Source organism: Streptomyces sp. JNUCC 64, assembly GCF_054484115.1.
Window position 1 is genome coordinate 5,747,926 of record NZ_CM137015.1, and the last position, 25,926, is coordinate 5,773,851.

Here is a 25,926-nt window from a genome sequence, read left to right on the forward strand (position 1 = left end):
ACGGGGGAAGCTGGCCCGCCTTTCGTTTGTTGTTCCCCACGGACCCCCGCGGCGGCGCCCCGGGCGGCCCCGCACCCTCGCACCCCGTACGTATCTGGAGGCCCTGACCATGACCACCTTCGTGGACCGCGTCGAACTGCACGTCGCCGCGGGTAACGGAGGCCACGGCTGTGCCTCCGTCCACCGTGAGAAGTTCAAGCCGCTCGGCGGCCCCGACGGGGGCAACGGCGGCCGGGGCGGTGACGTGACGCTGGTGGTGGACCAGTCGGTCACCACCCTGCTCGACTACCACCACAGCCCGCGCCGCAAGGCCACCAACGGCAAGCCCGGCGAGGGCGGCAACCGCTCCGGCAAGGACGGCTCGGACCTGGTCCTGCCGGTACCGGACGGCACGGTGGTCCTGGACCGGGCGGGCAACGTCCTCGCCGACCTGGTCGGCCACGGCACCACCTACGTGGCGGCGCAGGGCGGCCGGGGCGGACTGGGGAACGCCGCGCTGGCGTCCGCCCGCCGCAAGGCGCCCGGCTTCGCGCTGCTCGGCGAGCCCGGCGGGGCCGACGACATCGTGCTGGAGCTGAAGACCGTCGCGGACGTGGCGCTCGTCGGCTTCCCCAGCGCGGGCAAGTCCTCGCTGATCTCGGTGCTGTCGGCCGCCAAGCCGAAGATCGCCGACTACCCGTTCACCACGCTGGTCCCCAACCTGGGCGTGGTCACCGCGGGCTCCACCGTCTACACCATCGCGGACGTGCCCGGGCTGATCCCCGGCGCCAGCCAGGGCAAGGGCCTCGGGCTGGAGTTCCTGCGCCATGTGGAGCGGTGCAGCGTGCTGGTCCACGTGCTGGACACGGCGACCCTGGAGTCGGACCGTGACCCGGCCTCCGACCTCGACGTCATCGAGGAGGAGCTGAAGCAGTACGGCGGCCTCGGCGACCGGCCCCGGGTGGTCGTGCTCAACAAGATCGACGTGCCCGACGGCCAGGACCTCGCGGACCTGGTCCGCCCCGATCTGGAGGCGCGCGGATACCGCGTCTTCGAGGTGTCGGCGGTCGCCCACAAGGGACTGCGGGAGCTGTCCTTCGCGCTGGCCCAGCTGGTGGCCGAGTCCCGGGCCGCCCGCCCCCGCGAGGAGGCCACCCGGATCGTCATCCGCCCCAAGGCGGTCGACGACGCGGGCTTCACCGTCACGGTGGAGGAGGAGGGCCTGTACCGGGTGCGCGGCGAGAAGCCGGAGCGCTGGGTGCGGCAGACCGACTTCAACAACGACGAGGCCGTGGGCTACCTCGCGGACCGGCTCAACCGGCTCGGCGTGGAGGACGCGCTGATGAAGGCGGGCGCCCGCGCGGGCGACGGCGTCGCGATCGGTCCCGAGGACAACGCGGTCGTCTTCGACTGGGAGCCCACCATGATGTCCGGGGCCGAGATGCTGGGCCGCCGGGGCGAGGACCACCGCTTCGAGGCGCCCCGCCCCGCCGCGCAGCGCCGCCGGGACCGGGACGCGGAGCGGGACGACGCCCAGCGCGCGTACGACGACTTCGAACCCTTCTAGGCTCCGGCGGCATCCGGCGGCGTCCGGCGCGCCGTCCGTTCGACACGCGGCCGTCCGGACCGGGACACCCCAGGGTGTCCCGGTCCGGACGGCCGCTTCGGCTTTCCGGTGCAACCCTGGGTGGTCGTCGCCGGTCCCACCACATGAGCGTCCGCCCGTCCGTGCCGTACGGGGCGCGATCCGCCCACGGGGACCACCCCGGGGCGGGCCCCGGTGGCGCGGCCTCCGGAACCGACCGGCCGGAGGGATCCACGGGCGGCCCGTACGGACCGGGGGGCGGCGCGGTGTGGACACACCCGTGACGCCGGAGAAAGGGACGACCGCGAAGTGAAGATAGTTTTCCTGGTGCGCGACCTCTGCCACATGGGGGGTGTGGTGACCGCGACCCAGAACATGGCCGGTGCCCTCGCCCGCCACCACGAGGTGGAGATCGTCGCCCTGCGCAAGGTGCGGGACGAGTCCCACTTCCCGCTGGACGACCGGGTGACGGTCCGGGCGCTGACCGACATGAGGGAGCACTCGCCCCGCTACGACGGCGACGACCCGCTGGCCCACGAGTTCCCCGTCCGCTACCCGTACAGCGCCGCCGAGAAGACGCCGCTGGTCAGCAGGCTGGCGGAGAAGCGTCTCCTGGAGTTCCTCGGCGGGACCGACGCGGACGCCGTCATCAGTTCCAACCCCCGCATCACCACCCTGCTCGCCGAGGTCCCCGGGACCTTCCTGAAGGTCGCGCAGGAGCACTCGATGCCGAGGATCTACGCGGAGAACGTCCGCAAACCGCTCTTCGAGGCGTACCGCGCGCTCGACGCCGTCACCGTGCTGTCGCCGGAGGAGCGCGAGGGCCTCGGCAAGGCGGTGCCCCAGGTCCGGGACCGGATCAGCGTGCTGCCGAACTGCGTCCCCGACCCCGGCGGCCCGCTCTCCGACGGGGACGCCAAGGTCGTCGTCACGGCGGGCGTCCTCAAGAAGCACAAGAACTTCCACGGACTGGTCGAGGCGTTCGCGACGGTCGTGGAACGGCATCCCGACTGGCGGCTGCGGATCTACGGGGAGGGCTCCGACCGGCTCGCGCTCCAGCGGCTGGTCCACGAGAAGGACCTGTACAACCACGTGCACCTGATGGGGCCCGCGTTCCCGGTGACCGAGGAGTTCGGCAAGGGGGCGGTCTTCGTCCTGCCCTCGCTGCGGGAGCCGTTCGGGATCGTCACCGTCGAGGCGATGACCCGGGGGCTGCCGGTGGTCAGCATGGACTGCGACCACGGCCCGCGCAACATCCTCACCCCCGGCACCGACGGCCTCCTGGTCCCCAACGGGGACAACGCCGCACTGGCCGAAGCGATCATCGAACTCATCGAGGACGACGACCGCCGCAAGGCCATGGGCCGGGCCGCCGCCCGGAGCGCCGAACGGTTCTCCGAGGAGCCGAGCGCCGAACGCTTCGGGGCGATCCTGGAACGGGCCGCGCTGCGCCGGGGCCTGCCCGGCGCCGCCGACGTCCGGGTGCTGCCCGGCGGCGAGGTGCGCGTCACCCTCCGGGACACCGGGGCGACGGAGTCGGCCGAGGGCCTGGAGCTGGTCTGCCGCGACGTCCGGGGCCGCCGGGAGCCGGTGACGCTGCCCGTCGTCGCGGGGTCCGCGCTGATCCCGCGCGACGCCCTCGACGAGGCCGAGTGGGAGCTGTGCGTCGCCGGGGCCCGGGACTGCGAGAAGCGGCTGACCGCCGGTCACGTCGACGTCACCCGGCTGGTGTCGCACCGCCCCGCCCCCGCCGCCGGCGGACTGCGCCTCCTGCTGCCGTACAAGGACGAGCAGGGCCGTCTCGCGGTCCGCAGCCGGGTGCGTCCGCTCCACGGCGAGGTGCTCGGCGTCACGGTGGACGACGAGGACGTCACGGTGGAGGCGGAGTTCTGGGGCGGGTCCCCGTCGGCCGGGGCGGTCGTGGAGGGCGTCGACCGGCGCGACGGCGAGCGCGTCCTCACCGTGCCGCTCACCGCCGGGGACGACGGGCGCCTCCGGTTCGCGCTGCCGATCGCGACCCTCGTCGGGGCGCAGAACGGCGAGGAGGCGATCTGGGACTTCCGCATCCGGCTCGCCGACGGGACCACGGCCGTGCTCGCCCTGCTGGTGACGGACGTCCTGGAGCCCTCCAAGGTCTTCCGCTACCCCCGGCCGGTGCGCGACCGGGGCGCCGCCGCGCGCGCCGAGCCCGACTCCGCGCGGTCCCTGCTCGGCGCCCTGCGGGGACGCGTCGAACCGCGGCGGACGGAGCCGTCCCGGACCGAGGTCCGTCCGTACTTCACGGTCACCGGGCAGTTCGCGGTGCGGACGCTGGACGTCTGACCCGCCTGAAGGGGGAAGGGGCCGGGCCCGGGGGAATCCCCCGGACCCGGCCCCTTCCCGTCAGACGGACCGCGCCGGTGTCACAGCTCGCGGGACTGCTCCAGCATCCGGTCCACGACCCGCTTCGACGCGGAGCCGTCGTCCAGGTCGCAGAACAGCTCGTGGAAGCGGTCGAACCGGTCCTGGTACTCCACCTGGACCTCGTCGATCCGGCGGATCGCGTCGACCAGCTCCGCCGAGGTGCGCAGCAGCGGCCCCGGAGAGTCCCGCTCGAAGTCGAAGTAGAACCCGCGCAGGGTGTCCCGGTAGTGCTCCAGGTCGTAGGTGAAGAACAGCATCGGCCGCTTGAGGTGCGCGTAGTCGAACATCACGGACGAGTAGTCGGTGACCATGACGTCGGCGGCCAGGTACAGCTCGGCGATGTCCGGGTACTCCGAGACGTCGTACACGAAGCCGTCGCCCGCGCCGGGCACCGCGTCCACCGTGTTGGAGTGGCGGCGGACCAGCAGCACGTGGTCGTGGCCGAGCCGGGCCCGGGCCTCCTCCACGTCGACCATCAGCCGGAACTTGTACTGGCCCGCGCTGTGCGACTGGTCGTCGCGCCAGGTCGGGGCGTACAGCACGACCTTCTTGCCCTCGGGCAGCCCCAGCCGCTCCCGGACCGTCCGGGCGATCCGGTCCCGGTCGGGGGAGTACAGGTAGTCGTTGCGGGGGTAGCCCGCCTCCAGCACCTCCCCGTGGTACGAGAAGGCCCGCTTCAGGATCGGGGTGCTGAACCGGTTGGAGGAGACCAGCAGGCTCCAGTTGTCCGCCTCCAGGGCCAGCCGGTTCTGGTACTCGCGGTCGAAGTGCAGCGTCTCGATGTCATGGCCGATCTTCTTCAGCATCGTGCCGTGCCAGGTCTGCACGATGACCTGGCCGGGCCGTCGCTCCACCCACTCGGGCAGGTGCCCGTTGGTGACGATGTAGCGGGAGGTCGCCAGCGCCTCGAACCACTCGCGGCCCCACATGCGGACCTTGTCGGCGGTCGGCGGCAGCACCACCTGCCCGTCGCGCACCGCCCACAGGTACCTCAGGTCGCTGCCGCGTCGCATCAGCTCCTCGTGCATCGCGCGCGGGCTGTCCGAGTACTGCTTGCCGTTGTAGCTGAGGAAGAACACCTGCTCGCGCAGCGGCAGCCGGCGTCCCGGCTCGTACACCTCGCGGCGCATCTGGAGCTGGCGGTACGGGCCCAGCTCCATGTCGCCCAGCTCGGAACGGCAGTTGAGCTGCGGATAGGTGCCCCACAGGCTCTCGACCCAGTAACGGCGGCCGTTGATCACGGTCTTCAGCGGGAACTGCGCGGCGGCCAGCCGCTCGATGACGAACGCGGCCTTCGGGACGTCCGGCTCGTCGGGCAGCCGCAGGAACACGTTCCAGCGGCCCGCCCGCAGCGGGACGTTCCCCGTCCCGCCGAGCGTGGAGGGGTCGAACGCGGCGACGAACCGTCCGTCCGGCTGCCACTGGACCGGCAGCGTCCGCTCGTCGAACCGGCCGCGCGACTTGACCAGCAGCTCCGCGCCGACCAGCCGTTCGCTGGTGTGGCCCTCCAGCACGATCCGGCCGTCCCGGTCGGCGATCCGGGTGAGCACCGCGCGGCGCTCCCGGCCGATGATCTTGAAGTAGCCGTTGTTGCCGGAGACCAGTCCGATCTCCTGGTGGGCGGCGTCGGGCCCCATGGCCGCGGGCAGATCGGCGCGCAGGTCCGTCAGACCGTCCCGCACCACACTGCTGTAGCGGTGCTCGGTGCCGTCCGGGTCGGTGGCGACCAGGACGGTGCTCCAGGCGCGGCGGTTCGGCTGGGCCTTGCGGCTCAGCTCCGGGTTGGGCACCAGCGCCACGTCCGCCACCGGGATCCGGACCGTGAAGGCGCGGCCCGCCGGGGTGGCCCGCACCTCGGCCGGGTACTCCATGGCCTCGCCGCTCTTCTGGTTGCTCAGCCGCAGCACCAGGTTGGAGACCGAGGCGGCAGCGGCCCGCAGCTCACCGCCGACCTCGATGGTCCCGTCCACGATCCGGCGCTCGGTGACCAGCGCCCTGACCTTCTCCAGCCGCAGCTTCAGCGCGCTGCGCTCCACCACGGGCAGCAGCCGGTGGTCGTCGTCCAGCCAGTGGTAGGTGGGGAAGTTGGCGGCCGAACCGCCGCGCGCCCACACCCCGCCGCGCCGCACCAGACCGGAGGAGTAGACGTTGACGCCGACGTGCCAGATGCCCTCCTGCCAGACGCCGCCCTTGCGGAACTTCGCCGGGTCGAAGGTCAGCTCCCAGCCCGCCCAGTCGTAGTTGAAGGTCTTCTGCCCGGAGTGGGTGGTGGCCTCGGGGCGGTGCAGGTTCCTGGCGGGTGCGAAGATCCGGCGGCCGGAGCCGCCGTGCTTGAACTGCACGACCTTCAGGCTGCCGCGCCTGGTGTCGGCGTTCACCTTGTCGATCCAGGCGTCCCCGGACAGCACCAGCTTGCCGTCCCGCCAGTCCACCGAGCGCAGCGGCGCCTTCAGCACCAGGTCCTTGTCGATGCGCCGGGCGGCCTTCGGCAGTTCCACGCCCGCCCGTTCCAGCGGGGCGAACTCGGCGTACTTGCGGAAGGTGCCGCTGACCTCGATGGGTTCCTTGCGGCGTTGCGAGGCGAGCAGCGCCAGCAGCTCGGTCAGCTGGTGCTTGCGGACCAGCAGCCACTGCACCCGCAGCACCAGCGGCAGCGCCATGACGGTGCGCTGGTCGACGGTGTCCAGGAAACGGTTGGCCGCCTCCAGGAACGCCTGGTGGAACTCGGGGCCCGCGTCCGGCAGCACCCGCAGGAACAGCCGCAGGTCGTCACGGAGCACCCGGTCGTCGTACTGCCGTTTGAAGAGCGCGAACTCCGGCCCGGGCTGCTCCGCCAGGAACCGGCTCACCATGGTCACCGCGGTGACCCGGTCCCGGACGGCCTGCGGCTCCTTGCGGCGCTGGGTGATCGAGGGGGCGGACTCGCCCTCGCGCAGCCGCCAGAAGTAGGTGGGCTCCCCGATGACGTCGACGGCCTCGGCCCGGTAGTGGGCGGGCAGCACCACCGGGATGTCCTCGTGGAGCATGCCCTCGGGGAAGACGAATCCGTGCTTCTCCCAGAACGTCCGGCGGAACACCTTGTTGCACGCGATGCGGTCGGCGATCAGCCGGGGCATCCGGGAGATGTGGGTGCGCCGCTGCGCCTCGCCGGAGAGCATCTTCAGCAGCGGCACCTGCCACGACTTCTCGCCGCGCAGATGGAAGACGTTGCCGGTGCAGAAGTCCGAGCCGCTCTCCTCCAGGCTGTTCACCATCAGCCGGTACGCGTCCGGGGGTATGACGTCGTCGCTGTCGACGAAGGTCAGGTACCGCGAGCCGGGCGACATCCGGGACATGCCGGTGTTGCGGGCCGCCCCGAGGCCCCCGTTCTCCTTGCGGATCAGGGTGAAGCGGGGGTCGCGGGCCGCGTATCCGGCCGCTATGGCGGCGGAACCGTCCGGCGATCCGTCGTCCACCATGAGGACTTCGAGGTCGCGCAGGGTCTGGGCCTCCAGCGAGTCCAGACAGTCGGGAAGGTACTCCTCCACGTTGTAGATGGGTACGACGACACTGAGCCGGGGGGCCATGTGACGTGGTCTTCCTTTCGGATCGGGTCAGGCCCGCTCGACCGGTGAGAGCACCTGGGAGGGGTGAGGGGCGTGCGTGCGCTCCTCGAACGGGACGAAGGGGACGGGGGTCTCGTCGCCGAGGAACACCCGGCGGACCACCCGCTCGGCGGCGCGGCCGTCGTCGAACTCGCAGAACCGCTCGCGGAACGCGGCCCGCAGCTTCGCCGCCTCCGCACCGCGCCAGGCGTCGGTGCGGAGCAGCTCGACGAGCGCGTCCTCGGAGCGGGCGACGGAGCCGGGCGGCTCGGCCGTCAGGTCGAAGTAGGTGCCGCGCACCGCGCGGTACACCTCCCAGTCGTCCGCGAGGATCACGATCGGACGGTCCAGGAGGGCGTAGTCGAACATCGCCGACGAGTAGTCGGTGATCAGCGCGTCCGCCGCCAGGTACAGGTCCTCGACCGGGTGGCGTCCGGACACGTCCACGATCCGTCCGGCCCGCTGGAGGTCGGCGAGCTGCGGCGAGGACGAGTAGAAGTAGTGGCCGCGCACCAGCAGCGTCACGTCCGGGCCCAGTTCGCTGGCGAGCCGGGCGAGGTCGAGCCGGGGACGGAACCCGTCCTCGTACTCGCGGTGCGTCGGCATGTAGAGGAACGCGGTGGTGGAGTCCGCGAGCCCGAGCGACTCCCGGGCCCGGCGGACGTCCTCCGCGGTGCCGTTGACGAGGACGTCGTTGCGCGGGTAGCCGGTCTCCAGCGAGGTGTACGAGCAGGGGTAGACCCGCTCCCACACGGCGGTGGAGTGGCGGTTGGAGGCCAGGCTGTAGTCCCAGCGGTCGCAGCGCTCCAGCAGCTTCCCGAAGTCCATGCTGGTCGACGCGGGGTACTTCCGCTGGTCGAGGCCCATGGTCTTGAGCGGGGTGCCGTGGTGGGTCTGGAGGTGGACCTGCCCCTCCCGCTTGACCACCGCGTCGGCGAAGTTGACGTTGTTCACCAGGTACCCGGCGCGCGCCAGCGCGGACCAGTACTCCCGCGAGCCGACCCGGACGGTCCGCACCCCCTCGGGCACCGTGCCCTCGCCGTCCGCGCGGACCGCCCACACCTGGCGGACGTGCGGCGCGCGACGGGCCAGTTCGGCGGCGATGGCGGCCGGGTTGCAGGAGACGGAACGCGACCAGTACGCGGAGAACAGCGCCAGGTTCCCGTCGAGCGGGGCCCGCAGCTGGGACTGGTAGTACAGGCCCATCGCGCTCCGCCGGGAACGCCGCAGGGCGGCACCGGCCCGGCGCCGGACGGCCTGCCGGGTCCGGACGGCCTTGGTGGCGCCCGCCAGCGCGGAGTACGTGTCGTGCTCCAGCATCGCGTACTTGTAGCCGCGGCCCCCGGTGGGACGTTCGAAGCCGTCCGGGCGGCGGGCGGCGTAGTCGGCGGCGGCGCGGTGGAAGAACTCCGCGCGGGCGTCGCGCGGCAGCCGTCCCGACCGGTCCAGGATCGTCAGGTAGTGGTCGGTCATCTTGCGGAACAGCGGGGTCCGCCAGCGCTCCAGTCCGGGGCGCGCGTCCAGGAAGGCGAAGACGCGGGCGTACTGGTCGAAGACGTCGAAGTGCCGGCGGCTGACCGTCTTGAGGATGTTCCCGCCCTCGCGGCGCTGCCGGTAGCGGACGCACACCCGGTCCAGGACGGCGATGCGCTCGGCGGCGGTCAGCGCGCCGAACGTCCAGGGCGCGTCCTCGTAGTACCCGGGCGGGAAGGCGAGGCCCAGCCGCTCCACGAAGTCCCGGCGGTACGCCTTGTTCCACACGATCTGAAGGAGGTCGAGCAGTTCCGGACGGTCCTGGAGGGGGAACGCCCCGGCGTCCTCGGCCCGCAGCACGTCCGCCCGCTGGTTGCGGCGCAGTTCCCCGTTCCAGTAGGCACGCGCGTAGTCGTAGACCAGGACGTCCGGGTCGCCGGTGGCCTCCAGCCGGCGGGCTATCGCGGACAGGGCACCGGGGTCGAGGGTGTCGTCACCGTCCAGGAAGAGCAGGTAGTCGCCGCGGGCCCGGGCGATCCCGGCGTTGCGGGCACGGCCCAGACCGACGTTCTCGGGCAGGTGGAGCACCTGGATCCGGTCGTCCCGCGAGGCGTAGTCGTCGAGGATCGCGCCGGAGCCGTCGGGGGAGTGGTCGTCGACCGCCACGACCTCGAAGTCGGCGTAGTCCTGGCCGAGGACCGAGTCCAGACATTCGGCCACGTAGCCCTGGACCTTGTGCACCGGAACGACGAGCGTGAGTCTGGGCATTCTTCAACCTGTTCAGAGAACTGTCCGCGACGGGCGCCGGGCCGGGCTTCCCCCCGGGCCGGTACCGCTACCGCGCTGATCAACCGTAAGCGGCTCATGTGAAATGCAAGCGGATGTCCGTGATGCGCGGCTCATCCTTGATAACGGTCATGGCTCACCCCCTTGACAACCGGGACACGTCATCTCCCGGCGGATCGTATCCAGGTGATTTCGCCACCGTCTCGGTTGTAGAGAGATAGATCACACAACCCGTCGGACCGTCCGGCAGGGGGATGAAGCCGAGATACCGGTGCGTAGTGTCCGATTCGATTTTCCGCCGTCGACGGGTGATCCTGCCCCGGAGCGACATCGACGAAGGGGAAGTCCATGAGCTGGCTGGTGACGGGCGGGGCGGGGTACATCGGCGCGCATGTCGTGCGCGCGCTGACCGGGGGCGGCCAACGGGTCGCCGTCTACGACGACCTGTCCACGGGCAGCCGCGAACGGGTCCCGGACGGGGTGCCCCTGGTGGTCGGCAGCGTCCTCGACCGCGCCGCCCTCGACGCGGCGCTACGGGAGCACGGGGTCACCGGCGTGGTGCACGTCGCCGGGAAGAAGCAGGTCGGCGAGTCCGTCGAGAAGCCGTTCCACTACTACCGGGAGAACGTCACCGGGCTCCAGACGCTGCTGGACGCGATGGCGGCGGCCGGGGTCGACCGGCTCGTCTTCTCCTCCTCCGCCGCGGTCTACGGCATGCCGGACGTGCCCGTCGTCACCGAGGACACCCCCTGCGCCCCGCTGAGCCCCTACGGCGAGACCAAGCTCGTCGGCGAGTGGCTGATCAACGCCGCCGCCCGCGCCCACGGGCTGCGCGCGGCCTCGCTGCGCTACTTCAACGTCGCGGGGGCGGCCACCCCCCGGCTGGCGGACTCCGGGGTCTTCAACCTGATCCCCATGGTCTTCGAACGGCTGGCGGCGGACGAGCCGCCGCGGATCTTCGGCGACGACTACGACACCCCCGACGGCACCTGCGTCCGTGACTACGTCCACGTCCAGGACGTCGCCTCCGCGCACCTGGCCGCCGCCGTCCGGCTCGCGGACGCCGCGCCCGGCACCGCGCTGACCCTCAACATCGGGCGGGGCGAGGGGAGTTCGGTGCGCGAGATGGTGGACCGGATCCTCAAGGTCACCGGTCGCGAGGACCAGCGGCCCGTGGTGGTCGCGCGCCGCCCCGGGGACCCGGCCCGGGTCGTCGCCTCGGCGGACCGCATCCACGCCGAGCTGGGGTGGAGCGCCCGCCATGGCCTGGACGAGATGATCGACTCCGCGTGGGGCGGCTGGCGCCACCACCACCCCTGACCGCCCGCCGCACCCGCCGGACGGCGGTGCCCCCCCGGCGACGCGACGCTCCCCCGCCCGGGGGGCGACGGGACGTCCCGCGTGGTTCCCCGCGCCCCTTCAGGTGCGTCCCGGCGGGGCGCGGTGTCCGGCGCGGGTACGCGGGGGGTTCCGCTCCCGCTGCTCCGTTGACGGCCACAGCCCCGGGTCGGCCGCTCGCGCAGTTCCCCGCGCCCCTTCGGCGCGCCCCAAGAACCCACCCGGACCAGGGCGCCCCGAAAGGGGCGCGGGGAACGGCGCGAGCAACCCACCCCGCATCCGCAGTCGACAGTGGACCGGCGGGAGCGAAGCCCCCGCGTACCCGCACCGGACACTGTCCGTCGGCCGGGACGTGCCCGAAGGGGGCGCGGGGAACGGCGCGAGTGACCCACCCCGCGCCGGAGGGGCCGCACACGCCGGAGCCCCCGGTGACCGCAGAGGTCACCGGGGGCTCCGGAAACGGGAGGTGAGAGGAGGGCGTCAGCCCTCCACGCCCAGCGCCTCCTCGTCCCGGTCCTCAAGGCTGTCCTCGGTGCTCTCCCGCGCGGGCGCCACCGCCTGCGCCGGAATGGACCCGACGACCCGCGCCCGCTGCGCGGCCCGCTCGCCCAGCGCCCGCACCGCCCCGTTGAACCGGGTGATCGACAGCTCGTCCGCAGGACCGAGCAGCCGCGTCCGCAGCCGCGCCCGGTCCCCGACCAGCGCGTCGTCCCCGGGGCTCCGCACCGACGCGAGCAGCTCCGCGACCCCGGAGGCGTCCGGCGTCAGGATGGTCGCCGCCCCGGCGGTCGGGAACGTCTCCCGGAACATCACCTCGGGCATCCCGCTGGTGTTGGCGACGGCGTAGGGCTTGCCGCTGGCCAGGTAGTCGCTGACCACGCTGGACACATCGCTGATCAGCAGGTCGGCCTGGTCGAAGCAGCTGTACAGCGCGGGCCGGGCCCCCGTCACGATCCGGTGCTCGCCGGGCGTCAGCGAGGCCCAGAACGCGGCCTCCCACCGTCCGGTCGCCGCCGTGACCTGCGCGGACCGTCCCGGCTCCGGAGCGGTCTGGAGCAGCATCTTCTCCATGTCGTCGGAGCCCCGGCGGAACTTGTTGCTGACGGTGTTCTGGAGGTCCTCCAGCGCCCGCGCCAGCTCTTCCTGGGCCTCGACGTCCACCGGGACCTCGTCCCGGGCGGCGACCGTCTCACGGATCATCGCCTGGATCCGGGCGTTGGCCGCGCCCGCCCGGGGGTCCACCGACCCGGTCATCGGGTGCGGCTTGTACAGCAGCCGGACGCCGGGGTCCGCGAGCAGCTCCCGGACGATGTTCTCGCCCGCCTCGATGACCGAGGTGTTGCCGGGGTTGCCGTCCCAGCCCTCCCAGGTCGGCGCGTACAGCACGGTGATCTGGTCGCCGACCGGACGCCCGGTGTAGGGGCGGATGCCGTCGAGCTGGGGGCGGCCCACCTCGACGATGTCCTTGTCCTCGACGCCGACCTTGGCGAGCGCGTACCGCTCCCGCGCGGCCGGACCGGCCACCCACACCTCGTCGTACGCCTTCGAGTACGGGTTCACCGACGACAGCTTGTCGCTCTCGCCGTGGTTGATGAACGCGTGCTTGATCGACGGTATCCGCAGCACCTGCGAGGTCTTCCCCGAGTTCGACGGGTGCAGCATCACCTGGAGCGTGGAGTGCTCGATCCGCATCAGGTCCGCGACCTTCGGCAGGCACACGATCGGGATGTCCGTCGCGCCGATCTTCTGCACCATGAACCGCTCGCGCAGCACGATCATCGGACGCCCCTCAAGGCGCGACAGGGTCTCCAGCCACATGTTCGCCTGGTACGCCGAGGTGGTGCCGCCGGAGAAGTACAGGGCCACGGTCGGCTGGTACTCGGCGAGCCACTCGTCGAACCACTCCAGGGCCTCGCCGGGGCGCGAGGGCCGCCGGGCGGCCCGCAGCCGGGAGATCAGCTCGGCGAGGCCGCCGATCCCGGCGAGGATCGCCAGGGCCACCCCGACGGTGCCGAGCAGCGGCTCGTCCGTCAGCGCGGTGACCATGAGGCCCGCCGTCGCGGGGAAGCCGAACAGCAGCAGCCGGGTGCCGGGGCGCCGGGTCAGCAGCCGGTGCGCCGACGGGCGCAGCCGCAGTCCCGAGGTGTCGATGTTGCGGGTCAGCACCGGGAGCGTGCGGGAGCGACGGACCAGGATGGACACCGCGTGGGTGGCGAAGTGCAGGGAGTAGAACGCCAGCAGTCCGAAGATCAGCGGAAGGTAGGCGGCCCGCTCGTCCTGGCTCTGCTGGTGACCCAGCAGACCGGCGATCAGCAGCAGGTCGCGCAGGACCACGCGGACCGTCACGTCGGCCCGGGTGCGGGCCAGCGCGGCGGCGATCTTCCGGCGCCAGCGGTGGAGTATCGCCTCGGCCGCGACACCGGTCGCGGTGGCCGCGACCAGCAGCGGGAGGTTGGGCAGCAAGGCCCCCACGACTTGGGCGGCGAACGACAGCACCAGGGTGAGGGGGATCATCATCTTCCCCACTCGGGTGAGGAAGGGCGGAACGAAGCGCAAGATGGTGACTCTCCTAGCAGCGCGATCCACGCCCCGCCCGCGCGTGGGGGAACGCGGAACGGTGGTCGGACCTGCTGGTCAACGTCGGAAACGGGCGGCCGGTCGCGGGCTCGAGCCCGGTTTCACGCGAGGGAATCGTCGCGCAGGGAGCTGACTCATCGCTGAGACCTCCGTGAGGCTTCCATGATAGAGGGGGAGATCGCAGCTTCCACCACGCGGACGGTCCAGGGCAACCGGTGGCGGTCTCCCGTACATTGCGGAACGGCGTCGGCGGACCGTGAACGGCGCCCGGACGCACCGGCGGACTGAGAGGAAGCGCGTGTCAGGGGTAAGGCAGCGGGTCACGGAAGCACACCGAATCGTGATCAAGGTCGGGTCGTCCTCGCTGACCACGGCGGAGGGCGGGCTGGACGCCGACCGGGTCGACGCGCTCGTCGACGTCCTCGCCAAGGTCCGCGACGGCGGGGCGAGGGAGATCGTCCTGGTCTCCTCGGGCGCCATCGCCGCCGGACTCGCCCCGCTCGGACTGCACCGCCGCCCCAAGGACCTCGCCCGGCAGCAGGCCGCCGCCAGCGTCGGACAGGGCCTGCTCGTCGCCCGTTACACCGCGTCCTTCGCCCGTTACGGGGTCCGGGTCGGGCAGATCCTCCTCACCACCGTCGACACCAGCCGCCGCGCGCACCACCGCAACGCCTCGCGCACCCTGGACGAGCTGCTCGCGATGGGCGCGCTGCCGGTCGTCAACGAGAACGACACCGTCGCCACGGACGAGATCCGGTTCGGCGACAACGACCGGCTGGCCGCCCTCGTCGCCCATCTGGTCCGGGCCGACCTGCTGGTCCTCCTCTCCGACATCGACGGGCTCTACGACGGCGACCCCAGCCGTCCGGGGACCGCCCGGATCGCGCAGGTGCGCGGACCCGCCGACATCGAGGGCGTGGAGATCGGCAGCACGGGCCGGGCCGGGGTCGGCACCGGCGGCATGGTCACCAAGGTCGAGGCCGCCCGCATCGCCGCCGCCGCGGGCATCCCGGTGGTGCTGACCTCGGCGGTCCACGCGGCCGACGCCCTCGCCGGACGGGACACCGGAACGTACTTCCACCCCACCGGCCGCCGCTCCGCCGACCGGCTGCTGTGGCTCCAGCACGCCTCCACCCCGCGCGGCGCGCTCACCCTGGACGACGGGGCGGTGCGCGCCGTGGTCGAGCGCCGCACCTCGCTGCTGCCCGCCGGGATCGCCGCGGTCGAGGGCGAGTTCGTCGCGGGCGACCCGGTGGAGCTGCGGGACGCGCGCGGCACCGCGGTCGCCCGGGGCCTGGTCAACTTCGACGCCAAGGAGATCCCCCGGCTCCTCGGCCGCTCCACCCGCGACCTCGCCCGGGACCTGGGCCCCGCCTACGAGCGCGAGGTCGTCCACCGGGACGACCTGGTGCTCCTCGGTCACTGACGGCCACCGTCCCGTCCGTCCCGGTGGCCGGACGGGTGGGCGAAAGCATCCGGCAGGTGGACGTTCCGTAAAAGTGGCCCATGGGGGTGGATGGGGGTGTCAACTTTGTCGCAGGGGTCCGTCGCGGGACCGGCCGGAGGACCACTGGGTGAAGGAGGGCGTCGTGAGACGAGTGCGCCAGGGGGCGGCGGCACGGGCCGGCCTCGGCTCCCCCGCCCTGAAGGCGGTGGAGGACCGCGTGCTGGCGGGCGTGACCGGGCCGGACGGAAGCGGGACGGGGGAGACCCCCCGGCTGTGGCACGTGACGCTGAGCGTGTCGGGGCCCGAGGCGCCCCTGGGCGAGGTCCGGCGCGGGCTCGAACAACTGGCCAATGACCATCCCTTCCTGCTGACCAGCCGCTACGCCAACGACCACGCCGAGATCCGGTACTGGGAGGAGGCCCGCGACCTGCACGACGCGGCGGCCCTGGCGCTGCGGCTGTGGGGCGAGCACCGGCGGACGGCGGGATTGCCGCCCTGGGAGATCGTCGGCCTGGAGGTCATCGACCGCGAGACCTACCACCTGCGCGTGGAGAAGGGGTACGGCCCCGCCCCGGCCACCCCCGTGGGGGTCCATCCGTACTGACGTCCGATCGCTCCGCCCGCACCCCGGGACGGCCGTCTCGGGGTGTGGGACGACGGCCGACAGCCCGGGGACGGCGCATTACCCTGCCGCCATGACGTCGTCGCAAGCACCGCTCTCCGCGCCCTCCCCGTACGACAACATGTCCGAGGTCGCGCGTGCCGCCTACCGCGCCAAGGCCGCCGCCGCGGACATCGCGCCGCTGCCGCGCGCCGTCAAGGACGACGCCCTGCTGGCCATCGCCGACGCGCTGGAGGTCCGCTCCCGCGAGATCGTCGAGGCCAACGCCCTGGACGTGGCCCGGGCCCGGGAGGCCGGCACCGGCGAGGGGATCATCGACCGGCTCACCCTCACCCCGGAGCGGATCCGCGCCATCGCCTCCGACGTCCGGGACGTCGTCGCGCTGCCCGACCCGGTCGGCGAGGTCGTCCGCGGCTCCACCCTCCCCAACGGCATCGACCTGCGCCAGGTCCGCGTCCCGCTCGGCGTGGTCGGGATCATCTACGAGGCCCGCCCCAACGTCACCGTCGACGCCGCCGCCCTCTGCCTCAAGTCCGGCAACGCGGTCCTGCTGCGCGGCTCCTCCTCCGCCTACGACTCCAACACCGCCCTGGTGCGGGTCCTGCGCGACGCGATCGGCGGCGCCGGACTGCCCGCCGACGCGGTCCAGCTGGTCCCCGGCGAGAGCCGCGACTCGGTCCGCGAACTGATGCGCGCCCGGGGCCTGGTCGACGTGCTCATCCCGCGCGGCGGCGCCTCGCTGATCCGCACGGTCGTCGAGGAGTCCACCGTCCCCGTCATCGAGACCGGCACCGGCAACTGCCACGTCTACGTCGACGCCGAGGCCGACCTCGACATGGCCGTGGACATCCTCGTCAACTCCAAGGCGCAGCGCCCCAGCGTCTGCAACGCCGCCGAGACCCTGCTGGTCCACCAGGACATCGCGGACGCGTTCCTGCCCCGTGCCCTCGACGCCCTCGCCGAGGCCGGGGTGACCGTCCACGCCGATCCCCGGACGGCCGAGTACGCGGCGGGCGGCAAGGCGACCGTGGTGGCGGCCACCGCCGAGGACTGGGACACCGAGTACCTCTCCCTCGACATCGCCGTCGCCGTCGTCGACTCCCTCGACAAGGCCGTGGAGCACATCCGGCTCTGGTCCTCCGGCCACACCGAGGCCATCGTCACCACCTCGCAGCGGGCGGCCCGCCGGTTCACCCGACTGGTCGACTCCACCACCGTCGCCGTCAACGCCTCCACCCGCTTCACCGACGGCGGCCAGTTCGGCTTCGGCGCCGAGATCGGCATCTCCACCCAGAAGCTGCACGCCCGCGGCCCGATGGGCCTGCCGGAGCTGACCAGCACCAAGTACATCGTCACCGGCGACGGACACGTCCGGGGCTGACGCCCGCTCACCCCGCCCGCCCCCGGCCCCCAGGCCGCCGGGGGCGGGGATGGCGCGGGACCGCCTGTCCAGAACGACCCCCCGGGTCTACCCTGGGAGGCGTGCCGGAGGACGTGGGGGGCACGCCGCCGCCCGGCGACGAGCCCGACGACCGCGACCACGGAGCAGCGGACGAGGAGTTCGCCTCCGTGGTGTTCGACGAGGACTTCGTGCGGAACGCCCGGGTCCGCGAGCCCAGCGCGGTGGAACGCCTGCTCACGGCGGCCGAGGCCGCCCGTTCCGCCGGAGCCCGGGGCGAGGACTTCGGCGACGACGTCCACGGCACCGCCCCGGACCCCTTCGGCCAGGGCCGCCCCCTCGACCCCGACGACCGCTACGCCCGGGACCTCCTGGAGGAGTCCTACGGCCGCAGCGACGCCTTCATGGGGCACGCCCGCTGGCACCGGCCCATCGCCTGGGTGCTCGCCCTGGTCATGGGGCTCGGCATGATCGTCCTGGCCTTCGCCGCGGTCTACCGGGGCGCCGCCGCGGGACGTCAGGACCCGGCTCCGCGCCCCAGCTCGGCGGAGCTGGAACAACTCCCGCCGAGCCGTCCCCCGGCCTCCGTCGCCGCCACCCGGCCACCCGTCCCCACGGCGTCCCGCACCCCCTGACGGGGTGGGATTCCGGCCGTCCGGGCCGCCCGGGGAACTTGCGGTCCGGCAGCGCGTTTACGGGACGCCGCTCAGACCTACTCTCAGAGTATGGGCGGGCCAGGAAACCCACCGCAGGGGACACCCGACGGCGCCCCCGGCGGAGATGACGAGTACGGCTCGGTCGTCTTCGACGAGTCGTTCGTCCGCGCTGCCCGGCTCCAGGAGTTCTCCGCCGAGGAACGCATCACCGAGCACACCCCGGCGGTGCGCCGGACGCCGTCGCCCCGCCGCCGTGGCACCTCCTGGCAGGCCCTCACCCTGGTGGTGGTGATCGCCGCCGCCTTCGCCACCGCCGTCTACCTGGGCGTCCGCCAGCCCTACGAGCGACTGGCCGCCCCGCGTGCCGGACCCCTGCGGATGACGGTGGTCCCGCTCGCCCCGGCCGGCGAGGTGCCCGGCGGGGTGCCCGCCGACCTCTACGCCCGCAGCCCGGCAGCGCGGTTCGCGACCGGCTCCGCCGGCATCACCCTTCCGGCCGCACGGCGCACCGGGAACTTCTCGGACGGCCAGGTCATGACCGCCCTGACCATCGCCAAGGACTACCTGGTGGAGTCCTCGCTGGACCCCGCTGTGCTCACCGGCGGTGTGGTGCGCTCCGTACGGGTGATGGTCGACTCCGGACAGCTGGAGCAGTTCGACCGGAGCTTCGAGCGGCCCGCCGGGGACGGACTGCACTCCGCCACCGGCTGGCTGGTCCGCTTCGACCCCGCCCACACGGCGCTCGCGGAGCCCCGGGTCCGGGTGCAGGGGGCCCTGGGGGTCTCCGCCACCGACCCGGACGTCCTGGAGATCACCAGCGACCACACCTTCGTCTACGCGGTGCGGCCCGCGCGCGGCGGCCCGGCGGACGCGTCCCTGTTCACCGTCCGCCGGGAGCTGCTGTTCCGCTTCGACCACGACGATCTGCGACGCCACCAGACGGAGCTGGTGACCTCCTCCGTCCAGGCGGGGCCGCTGGCCTGCGCCACCGGCTGGGCGAAGCATCTGCGGCCCCTGCTGGCCGGGGCCCGCCCCGGTGGGACGCCCCCGAAGGCCACCGACCTCTACGCCGGGGACGGGGTGGCGCATCCGTGCGGGACGCTCGCCGCGAAGGCCCAGCCGAAACCGTCCCGCGCGGGCTGACCACCCGGACCGTCCCGCTGGCCGGGGTCCCGCCGGGGCGGCTCAGGAGCCGCCGGAGCCGTTCGGCCCGCCGGAGCCGTCCGGACCCGGACCGTCCGGGCCGGAGCCGTCGCCCCGGTCGTCGGAGGCCGCCGCGCCCCGGCCGGAACCGAAGCCGCCGAACTTGTCGCGGACCCGGCCGCCGAGGTCGCCCGCCCCGCCCGCGAGGTCCGTGACCAGCTTCATCAGCGGGTCCTTGGACGCCTTGACGTCGCTCGCGTACGAGGAGGCGGACTGCCGTATCGAGTCCGTCACCGAGGTGTCGCGGTCCTCGTCACGGCGCGGGTAGTGGCCGTCCATCAGCCGCTGGTAGTCCCGGGACCGGGCCCAGCGGTTCAGCTCGGCGGCCCGGACGGTGGTGAAGGGGTGGGTGCGGGGCAGCACGTTCAGGATCTTCAGCACGGAGTCCCGCAGATCGCCGCCCGCCTCGTACTCCTCGGCCTGCTCCAGGAAGGCGTCCACGTTCATCTGGTGGAGGTTGTCGCCGCCCGCGATCTTCATCAGACCCCGCATGGACGCCTGGAGGTCCTGGCCCACCAGCAGCCCGGCCCGGTCCGCCGACAGCTCCGACTTGCGGAACCACTCGCGTAGCGCCGTCACGATCGCCGTGATCGCGACGTTGCCCAGCGGGATCCACGCCACCCGCAGCGCCAGGTTCGTCAGGAAGAGCAGGATCGTGCGGTACACCGCGTGTCCCGAAAGGGCGTGCCCGACCTCGTGGCCGACGACCGCCCGCATCTCCTCCTCGTCCAGCAGCTCCACCAGACCGGTCGTCACCACGATGATCGGCTCGTCGAGACCGATGCACATCGCGTTGGGCTGGGGGTTCTGACTGACGTACATCGAGGGGACCTTGTCCAGGTCCAGGATCTGACAGGCGTCCCTGAGCATGTCGTTGAGGTGCGGGAACTGGACGTCCGAGACCCGCACCGAGTCCGACAGGAACAGCAGCCGCAGACTCCGCTCGGGCAGCAGCGAACTGAGCGCCTTGAAGGCGGTGTCGAACCCGCTGAGCTTGCGCAGCGCCACCAGCGCCGAGCGGTCGGCCGGGTGCTCGTAGGCCCGGGAGGAGATCCCCGGGAACCGCCTGCGGGTCCGGCCGGGGAGGTTCCCGCCCGCCGCGCCGCCGTCCGCCGTTCCCCCGCCGCCGCCCTTGACGCCGTCGTCCTCGCCCATCAGGCCCCCCTGTCACGTGTGTCATCGGGGAGAACGCGCGGCCGTCCGCCCCGGTTCCCGCCCGCCGGGCTTTCCCGTTCCGCCGCGCTCCGCGTCACCCCGCCCGCGCCGCGCGGCGGATGACCCGGACGGCACCCGGGGCGACACCGGGTGACGTCCCGCCGGGCGACCCGGGGTCCCGGTAAGCGCGGCCCTCCCGCGACTCAGCTTTACCCCACGCTTACGATGGCTTCGGAGGCACCCCGTCTCCAGCCCGTTCCCACTCCGGATAGGTCCTCCGAAGATGAGTCTGCACAGCACCGCGGCCCCGCTGGTCACCCTGGCGTCGGGCGACGGACACCACGGTCCCTACGCGAGCATCAACCCGTACGTCACGGGCGGCGGCGCGCTCGTCGTCCTGCTCCTGCTGCTCTGGATCACGACGCGCTTCAACCGGGACCGCTGAGCCCGGGCGGGCCCCGGCCACCGGCCCGCTGAGCCGCCGCGCGGCCGGACGCCGCCGGTACCCCCGTCCGGCCGTCCGGGCCCGCGGTACGGGCCGGTAGGGTCTGCACGCATGGGAGAGCAGGACATGCCTATCGGCCCGACGCACAGCGGCAAGCGCCGTCTCGGCGTCATGGGCGGGACGTTCGACCCGATCCACCACGGGCACCTCGTGGCGGCCAGCGAGGTCGCCGCGCAGTTCCACCTCGACGAGGTCGTCTTCGTCCCGACGGGGCAACCCTGGCAGAAGAGCGACACCGCGGTGTCGCCCCCCGAGGACCGCTATCTGATGACGGTCATCGCCACCGCCGAGAACCCGCAGTTCTCGGTCAGCCGCATCGACATCGACCGCGGCGGCCCCACCTACACCACGGACACCCTCCGTGACCTGCGGGCCCTCAACCCCGACACGGACCTCTTCTTCATCACCGGGGCCGACGCCCTCGCCCAGATCCTGACCTGGCGGTACACGGAAGAGCTGTTCTCCCTGGCACACTTCATCGGGGTCACCCGTCCCGGACACACCCTCACCGATCCCGGACTCCCCGCGGGCGGCGTCTCCTTCGTGGAAGTGCCCGCCCTCGCCATCTCGTCCACCGACTGCCGGGCGAGGGTCTCGGCGGGCGCCCCGGTCTGGTACCTCGTACCGGACGGAGTGGTGCGCTACATCGACAAGCGCGACCTGTACCGCGGCGACTAGGGCTTTTCGGCAACGCGGCTGGGGGTCCCCCCGGGCGAAGCCTGGGGGAGGGCGTGCCGGGCGCCGTGACGCCGCGGGGAATTGTCAGACACCCCCTAGCCGGGAGGGCAGCTGTGAACGGCCGAGACGATCGTGACGACGGGTACCCGGGCGGTGGGCACCCCGACGCCTCCGAGGGAGGTGACGGTCTCGCCAGCTACGAACTGGCGGGCTACGACGAGTACGGCCGCCCCGTGTACCAGCAGGCGTCCCCGGACGCCGCCCCCTCCCGCCAGGCCCCCGCCGACGGCCACTACGGCGCTTCCCACGACTTCCAGGGCGGCGCCTACGGGACCACCCCGGAGGGGTACGCGTACGCGGCCCCCGCCGACGGTTACGGCACCCCCCAGGGGTACGAGGCGTACGGCGCGGGCCAGTCCTACGGGACGCAGCCCTTCCAGGACGCCCAGGCGTTCCAGACGCCCGGGCGGTTCCAGGACGCCCAGGCGTTCCCGGCCCCCGAGGGGTTCGATCCCTTCCCGGACCCCCAGGCGTCCTACGGCACCCAGACGCCCTACGGGAGCCCGGACGTCTACCCGGACCCCGCCGCCCAGGGCTACCCGACGGCCCCCGCCCAGGAGTACGCCCCGGCCCCCGCCCAGGAGTACGGGTACGCCCCCGCCACGGCCCCCGCCGCCGTCCCCGACCACGACGTCCCGCCGCCCGACGGCGGACCGGACCCGTACGCCGACGCCGGACCGGACCCGTACGCGCCCGCGTGGGACGCCGTCCACGGCGACGGGACCCCGGCCGGGGAACCCGGCCCCCAGGTCCCCCCGCCCCGCGCCGACGACCCCTACGCGGAGCTCGGCGCCCTGGACCCGGAGAACGCCAAGGAGGGGGACCCGAGCGCGGAGCGGCGGCGCCACCAGGCCGGACAGTTCGCCTTCGTCGACGACCCGGATCCCGACCCCGAGGACGTCATCGACTGGCTCACCTTCACCGAGAACCGCACCGAGCGCCGCGAGGAGGCCAAACGGCGGGCCCGCGGCCGGGGCATCGCCCTGGGCACCGTCCTGGCGCTGGTCGTGGTCGGCTTCCTCGGCTACCTGGGGTTCACGGGCGCGCTGTCGGGCGACGACGACTCCTCGGGCGCCGCCGCCTCCGGACCCCAGAAGCGGGACGTGGTCCTCGTCCATCTGCACGACACCAAGAAGGGCGGCACCTCCACCGCGCTCCTGGTCGACAACACCACCACCAAGCAGGGCAGCACCATCCTGCTCCCCAACGCCCTCGCCGTCAGCGCCGACGACGGCACCGCCACCACCCTCGCCAAGTCCGTGGAGGACGACGGCTCCACCGGCACCCGGAGCTCCGTGGACACCCTCCTCGGAACCAGCATCGAGGGCACCTGGCGGCTGGACACGCCCTATCTGAACAACCTCGTGGAACTCGTCGGCGGCATCGAGGTCGACACGGACGCCGAGGTCCCCGCCCCGAAGGCCAAGAAGGACCGCTCCCCGCTCGTCCAGCGGGGGGAGCGGCAGAGCCTCAACGGCCCCATGGCCGTCGCCTACGCCACCCACCGCGCCTCCGGGGAACCCGAGGACGCCCAGCTCGCCCGCTTCGGCCAGGTCATGCAGGGCGTCCTGCGCAAGCTCTCCTCGGACGCCGAGGCCGCCACGGTCACCGTGCAGTCCCTCGCCCAGATCCTCGATCCGTCCCTGACCGAGAAGGACCTCGGAGCCTTCCTCGCCCGGCTCTCCGACCGGGCCAAGGGCGGCGACCACAAGACCGCGCTGCTCCCCGTCGCGCCCGGCGGCGCGCTGGCCCCCGAGGCCACCCGGTCCGTGGTCAAGCCCCTGCTCGGCGGCACCGTGAAGAAGCCCGCCGAGGGCGACGCGCTCCGGGTCGGCGTCCGGGGCGCCCAGGGCACGGGCGGCGCGGAGGACGCCGAGTCCGCGCGGATCGCCCTGGTCAACGGCGGCTACACGGTCGTCGACGGCGGCAAGGGCACCGCCCCGGGCACCACCCGGGTCGTCTACGCGGACGCCGCGCACCGGGCGGAGGCCACCGAGGTCGCCAAGACCCTCGGACTGCCCGCCTCGGCCGCCGCCAAGGGCACCGTCGAGGGCAACGCCCAGATCGAGGTCGTCCTCGGCCGGGACTACGAGCCCCAGCCCCTGGAAGGCCAGTGACCGCCCCGTCCGCCCCCGGCCGCGCGCCGCGCCGGGGGCGGACAGGCGTCCCGCGCGCGGGAGGGCCGTTTCCCGGGGGCGTCCCGGCGGTCGGCGTCCCGGGCGGTCGCGCACGGTAATCGTTTGGGTCGTGGTCAACCGTCCGTGAGACGCTGGAGACGTACTGACCGATCGACGAAAGCCGTGCAGTGACCGCCACTGACCGTTCCCTTGAGCTCATCTCCACCGCCGCGCAGGCGGCGGCCGACAAGCTCGCGCACGACATCATCGCCTACGACGTCAGCGACGTCCTGGCGATCACGGACGCCTTCCTGCTCGCCTCGGCGCCCAACGACCGCCAGGTCAAGGCGATCGTCGACGAGATCGAGGAGCGCCTCGCCAAGGAACTCGGCGCCAAGCCGGTCCGCCGCGAGGGCGACCGCGAGGCCCGCTGGATCCTGCTCGACTACGTGGACATCGTCGTCCACGTCCAGCACAGCGAGGAGCGCGTCTTCTACGCCCTGGAACGCCTGTGGAAGGACTGCCCCGAACTCGAACTGCCCGCCGACGCGCGGGCCACCAAGGGCAAGGCCGCCGAGCACGCGCAGCGGCTCCAGGCCGCCGAGGAGGCGGGCGACCTCCGCGACCTGGGCGGGGAACCGCGGTGAGCGCCTCCAGCCGGACCGACCTCAAGCCCTTCTCCGAAGCCGGGACCAGCCGTCGGATCATCCTCTGGCGGCACGGTCAGACCGGGTGGAACCTGGAGCGGCGCTTCCAGGGCACCAGCGACATCCCGCTCACCGAGACCGGCGTCCTCCAGGCCCGCCGCGCCGCCCGGCTGCTCGCCTCGCTGAACCCCGACGCGATCATCGCCTCGGACCTGAAGCGGGCCGCGGCCACGGCGGCCGAGCTGGCGGCCCTCACGGGTCTGCCCGTCACCCACGACGAGAACCTGCGCGAGACCTACGCGGGCGTCTGGCAGGGCCTCACCCACGACGAGATCATCGCCCGGCACGGCGAGGAGTACGCGGCCTGGAAGCGCGGCGAACCCGTCCGCCGGGGCGGCGGCGAACTGGAGACCGAGGTCGCCGACCGCGCGGCCCCCGTGATCCTCGGCCACGCCGACAAGCTCCCCGAGAACGGCACCCTGGTCGTCGTCAGCCACGGCGGCACGATACGCACCACCATCGGCCGTCTCCTCGGGCTCGACTCCCACCACTGGGAGAGCCTGGGCGGCCTCTCCAACTGCTGCTGGTCGGTCCTCGGCCGGGGCGCCCGGGGCTGGCGTCTGCTGGAGCACAACGCGGGCACCCTGCCGGAGCCCGTCCTGGGCGACGACGACTGAGCGTCCGGCACCTCGAACGGCGCCCCCGCCAGCACGGATTTCACTTTCCGGCCGCACGCAGGCTAGAGTTCTTCTTGTTCGGCCAGCCGAACGGGAAGAACGCACGGGGCTATAGCTCAGTTGGTAGAGCGCCTGCATGGCATGCAGGAGGTCAGGAGTTCAATTCTCCTTAGCTCCACAGAACGAAGGCGATCCGTACCGCGTCACACGCGGTACGGATCGCCTTCGCCGTTTCCGCGCCGTCCTCCGGCCGACCCCCTCGTTCCGGTGCGGGCGGAGGGGCGTCCGGCGGCCATTCCCGCCACCGGGTGGTTTTCCGCCGCCGTCCCGAGGTAAGCGGGAGGTGAGGGGCGTACGCGTCCCCGAACGGGCGCCCGCGCGCACCGTCCCCCGGCCGGGTGGCGGACGCGCCCCGTCCGGACCGGTGTGCGCACGCCGCTGACCGGGATGGTCCGGCGTGGCAGAATCAGACGGCTGACTGGGGACGCGGCCCCACGGGAGGGAGAGGCGATGCCTTCGAGCATCCGCGAGGGGGACGACCACCTCCTCGCCGGGGGGATGCCACACGGGGGCGCGAAGCTCCCCGGAACCCCCGCCGGGAGCTTCCCCGGCCCTCCGGCCCCCGCCCGCGTCCCGTCCGCCCGACCCTCCGGCCGCCCCGGTGCCGCGCTCTCCGCGCCCCCGGCCCGCGACCGTTCCCGGAGCTGACCGATGGGTGCGCACAGGCGGAAGTGCGACTGGTGCGGCGGCGGCACGCCCATCGTCCGGGACATGGAACCCGTCAACCCCGAGTACCAGTACTGGTGCGAGGAGTGCGCGCGGGCGCTGATCATAAAAGGCGACCCCATCGAGACCTACCGGGAGCTGGAGGGGGAGCCGATCTACGGCCGCCTCCTCGACGAGCACTGCACGCTCAAACGCTTCTACTCGTTCGCCACGGCCTGACCGGCGGTCCCCGGACCGCCGTGCCCCGCCCCTCCGGGGGCGGGCGGGAACCGATTTGGTGAACCGCCGCGGTGACCGTTAATGTTGGCG

General features: G+C 73.0%; 18 protein-coding genes and 1 tRNA gene. 15 read left to right on the top strand and 4 right to left on the bottom strand.

What is annotated here, in order from left to right; translation table 11 throughout:
* The first annotated feature begins 109 nt into the window (after positions 1-109).
* On the top strand, positions 110-1,546 hold the full coding sequence (obgE, locus tag ACVWNX_RS23825; protein WP_454409754.1) for a GTPase ObgE: 1,437 nt from the start codon (positions 110-112) through the stop codon (positions 1,544-1,546).
* A gap of 327 nt (positions 1,547-1,873) precedes the next feature.
* Positions 1,874-3,886, top strand: coding sequence for a glycosyltransferase (locus ACVWNX_RS23830; protein ID WP_454409756.1), 2,013 nt, complete (start codon positions 1,874-1,876; stop codon positions 3,884-3,886).
* A gap of 80 nt (positions 3,887-3,966) precedes the next feature.
* Here the strand turns inward: ACVWNX_RS23830 and ACVWNX_RS23835 are convergent, their stop codons facing one another.
* Together ACVWNX_RS23835 and ACVWNX_RS23840 are read right to left on the bottom strand one after the other, a co-directional pair.
* Positions 3,967-7,533, bottom strand: coding sequence for a CDP-glycerol glycerophosphotransferase family protein (locus ACVWNX_RS23835; protein ID WP_454409758.1), 3,567 nt, complete (start codon positions 7,531-7,533; stop codon positions 3,967-3,969).
* 27 nt (positions 7,534-7,560) lie between these two features.
* On the bottom strand, positions 7,561-9,792 hold the full coding sequence (locus ACVWNX_RS23840; RefSeq protein WP_454409759.1) for a bifunctional glycosyltransferase/CDP-glycerol:glycerophosphate glycerophosphotransferase: 2,232 nt from the start codon (positions 9,790-9,792) through the stop codon (positions 7,561-7,563).
* A 366-nt stretch (positions 9,793-10,158) separates the two neighbouring features.
* Between ACVWNX_RS23840 and galE the strand changes: the two genes are divergently transcribed.
* Complete coding sequence (gene galE, locus ACVWNX_RS23845; RefSeq protein WP_454409760.1) at positions 10,159-11,130, top strand: UDP-glucose 4-epimerase GalE; 972 nt, start codon at positions 10,159-10,161, stop codon at positions 11,128-11,130.
* Between the two features lie 498 nt (positions 11,131-11,628).
* Here the strand turns inward: galE and ACVWNX_RS23850 are convergent, their stop codons facing one another.
* On the bottom strand, positions 11,629-13,665 hold the full coding sequence (locus tag ACVWNX_RS23850) for a hypothetical protein (RefSeq protein ID WP_454414909.1): 2,037 nt from the start codon (positions 13,663-13,665) through the stop codon (positions 11,629-11,631).
* Between the two features lie 358 nt (positions 13,666-14,023).
* On the opposite strand from ACVWNX_RS23850, the gene proB reads away from it, so the two are divergent.
* The 5 genes from proB (at position 14,024) to ACVWNX_RS23875 (ending at position 18,992) form a co-directional block, all read left to right on the top strand.
* Complete coding sequence (gene proB / locus ACVWNX_RS23855; RefSeq protein ID WP_454409761.1) at positions 14,024-15,151, top strand: glutamate 5-kinase; 1,128 nt, start codon at positions 14,024-14,026, stop codon at positions 15,149-15,151.
* 163 nt (positions 15,152-15,314) lie between these two features.
* A complete protein-coding gene (locus ACVWNX_RS23860) occupies positions 15,315-15,776 on the top strand; it encodes a hypothetical protein (protein WP_454409763.1) in 462 nt (153 codons plus the stop codon).
* Between the two features lie 91 nt (positions 15,777-15,867).
* Positions 15,868-17,175 carry a glutamate-5-semialdehyde dehydrogenase gene (locus ACVWNX_RS23865; RefSeq protein WP_454409765.1) on the top strand — a complete coding sequence of 436 codons (1,308 nt, stop codon included), beginning with the start codon at positions 15,868-15,870 and terminating at the stop codon, positions 17,173-17,175.
* A 101-nt stretch (positions 17,176-17,276) separates the two neighbouring features.
* Positions 17,277-17,828, top strand: a complete 552-nt coding sequence (locus ACVWNX_RS23870; protein ID WP_454409767.1) for an SCO2584 family spore wall biosynthesis protein — start codon at positions 17,277-17,279, stop codon at positions 17,826-17,828.
* 90 nt (positions 17,829-17,918) lie between these two features.
* On the top strand, positions 17,919-18,992 hold the full coding sequence (locus ACVWNX_RS23875) for an SCO2583 family membrane protein (RefSeq protein ID WP_454409769.1): 1,074 nt from the start codon (positions 17,919-17,921) through the stop codon (positions 18,990-18,992).
* 42 nt (positions 18,993-19,034) lie between these two features.
* Here ACVWNX_RS23875 and ACVWNX_RS23880 read toward each other — a convergent pair whose 3' ends face one another.
* Positions 19,035-20,207 (bottom strand): M48 family metallopeptidase, encoded by a 1,173-nt coding sequence (locus ACVWNX_RS23880; protein WP_454409771.1) that lies wholly within the window; start codon positions 20,205-20,207, stop codon positions 19,035-19,037.
* Between the two features lie 283 nt (positions 20,208-20,490).
* Between ACVWNX_RS23880 and ACVWNX_RS23885 the strand changes: the two genes are divergently transcribed.
* From ACVWNX_RS23885 to ACVWNX_RS23915, 7 genes are all read left to right on the top strand, one after another.
* Positions 20,491-20,652, top strand: a complete 162-nt coding sequence (locus ACVWNX_RS23885; RefSeq protein WP_454409772.1) for a hypothetical protein — start codon at positions 20,491-20,493, stop codon at positions 20,650-20,652.
* Between the two features lie 111 nt (positions 20,653-20,763).
* Entirely contained in the window at positions 20,764-21,390 is a 627-nt protein-coding gene (gene nadD, locus ACVWNX_RS23890; protein WP_454409774.1) for a nicotinate-nucleotide adenylyltransferase, read from the top strand.
* 113 nt (positions 21,391-21,503) lie between these two features.
* Positions 21,504-23,567: an LCP family protein gene (locus ACVWNX_RS23895; RefSeq protein ID WP_454409775.1), complete on the top strand. Its 2,064-nt coding sequence runs from the start codon at positions 21,504-21,506 to the stop codon at positions 23,565-23,567.
* A 188-nt stretch (positions 23,568-23,755) separates the two neighbouring features.
* Positions 23,756-24,214, top strand: a complete 459-nt coding sequence (rsfS, locus tag ACVWNX_RS23900; RefSeq protein WP_454409777.1) for a ribosome silencing factor — start codon at positions 23,756-23,758, stop codon at positions 24,212-24,214.
* Positions 24,211-24,891, top strand: a complete 681-nt coding sequence (locus ACVWNX_RS23905; RefSeq protein WP_454409779.1) for a histidine phosphatase family protein — start codon at positions 24,211-24,213, stop codon at positions 24,889-24,891. Before rsfS ends, ACVWNX_RS23905 begins: the two co-directional genes overlap by 4 nt.
* 105 nt (positions 24,892-24,996) lie before the next feature.
* Positions 24,997-25,069: transfer RNA gene (locus ACVWNX_RS23910), tRNA-Ala, on the top strand.
* A gap of 533 nt (positions 25,070-25,602) precedes the next feature.
* A complete protein-coding gene (locus ACVWNX_RS23915) occupies positions 25,603-25,836 on the top strand; it encodes a hypothetical protein (protein ID WP_454409781.1) in 234 nt (77 codons plus the stop codon).
* The last annotated feature ends 90 nt before the right edge of the window (positions 25,837-25,926 follow it).

What these genes read in the sequence shown, in the direction of transcription:
- nadD (WP_454409774.1), top strand. Translation starts at nt 20,764, where the DNA reads ATGGGAGAGCAGGACATGCCTATCGGCCCGACGCACAGCGGCAAGCGC.
- ACVWNX_RS23835 (WP_454409758.1), bottom strand. Translation starts at nt 7,533, where the DNA reads ATGGCCCCCCGGCTCAGTGTCGTCGTACCCATCTACAACGTGGAGGAG.
- ACVWNX_RS23875 (WP_454409769.1), top strand. Translation starts at nt 17,919, where the DNA reads ATGGGCGGGCCAGGAAACCCACCGCAGGGGACACCCGACGGCGCCCCC.
- galE (WP_454409760.1), top strand. Translation starts at nt 10,159, where the DNA reads ATGAGCTGGCTGGTGACGGGCGGGGCGGGGTACATCGGCGCGCATGTC.
- ACVWNX_RS23840 (WP_454409759.1), bottom strand. Translation starts at nt 9,792, where the DNA reads ATGCCCAGACTCACGCTCGTCGTTCCGGTGCACAAGGTCCAGGGCTAC.
- ACVWNX_RS23850 (WP_454414909.1), bottom strand. Translation starts at nt 13,665, where the DNA reads ATGATGATCCCCCTCACCCTGGTGCTGTCGTTCGCCGCCCAAGTCGTG.
- ACVWNX_RS23880 (WP_454409771.1), bottom strand. Translation starts at nt 20,207, where the DNA reads ATGGGCGAGGACGACGGCGTCAAGGGCGGCGGCGGGGGAACGGCGGAC.
- ACVWNX_RS23885 (WP_454409772.1), top strand. Translation starts at nt 20,491, where the DNA reads ATGAGTCTGCACAGCACCGCGGCCCCGCTGGTCACCCTGGCGTCGGGC.
- ACVWNX_RS23915 (WP_454409781.1), top strand. Translation starts at nt 25,603, where the DNA reads ATGGGTGCGCACAGGCGGAAGTGCGACTGGTGCGGCGGCGGCACGCCC.
- ACVWNX_RS23865 (WP_454409765.1), top strand. Translation starts at nt 15,868, where the DNA reads ATGACGTCGTCGCAAGCACCGCTCTCCGCGCCCTCCCCGTACGACAAC.
- obgE (WP_454409754.1), top strand. Translation starts at nt 110, where the DNA reads ATGACCACCTTCGTGGACCGCGTCGAACTGCACGTCGCCGCGGGTAAC.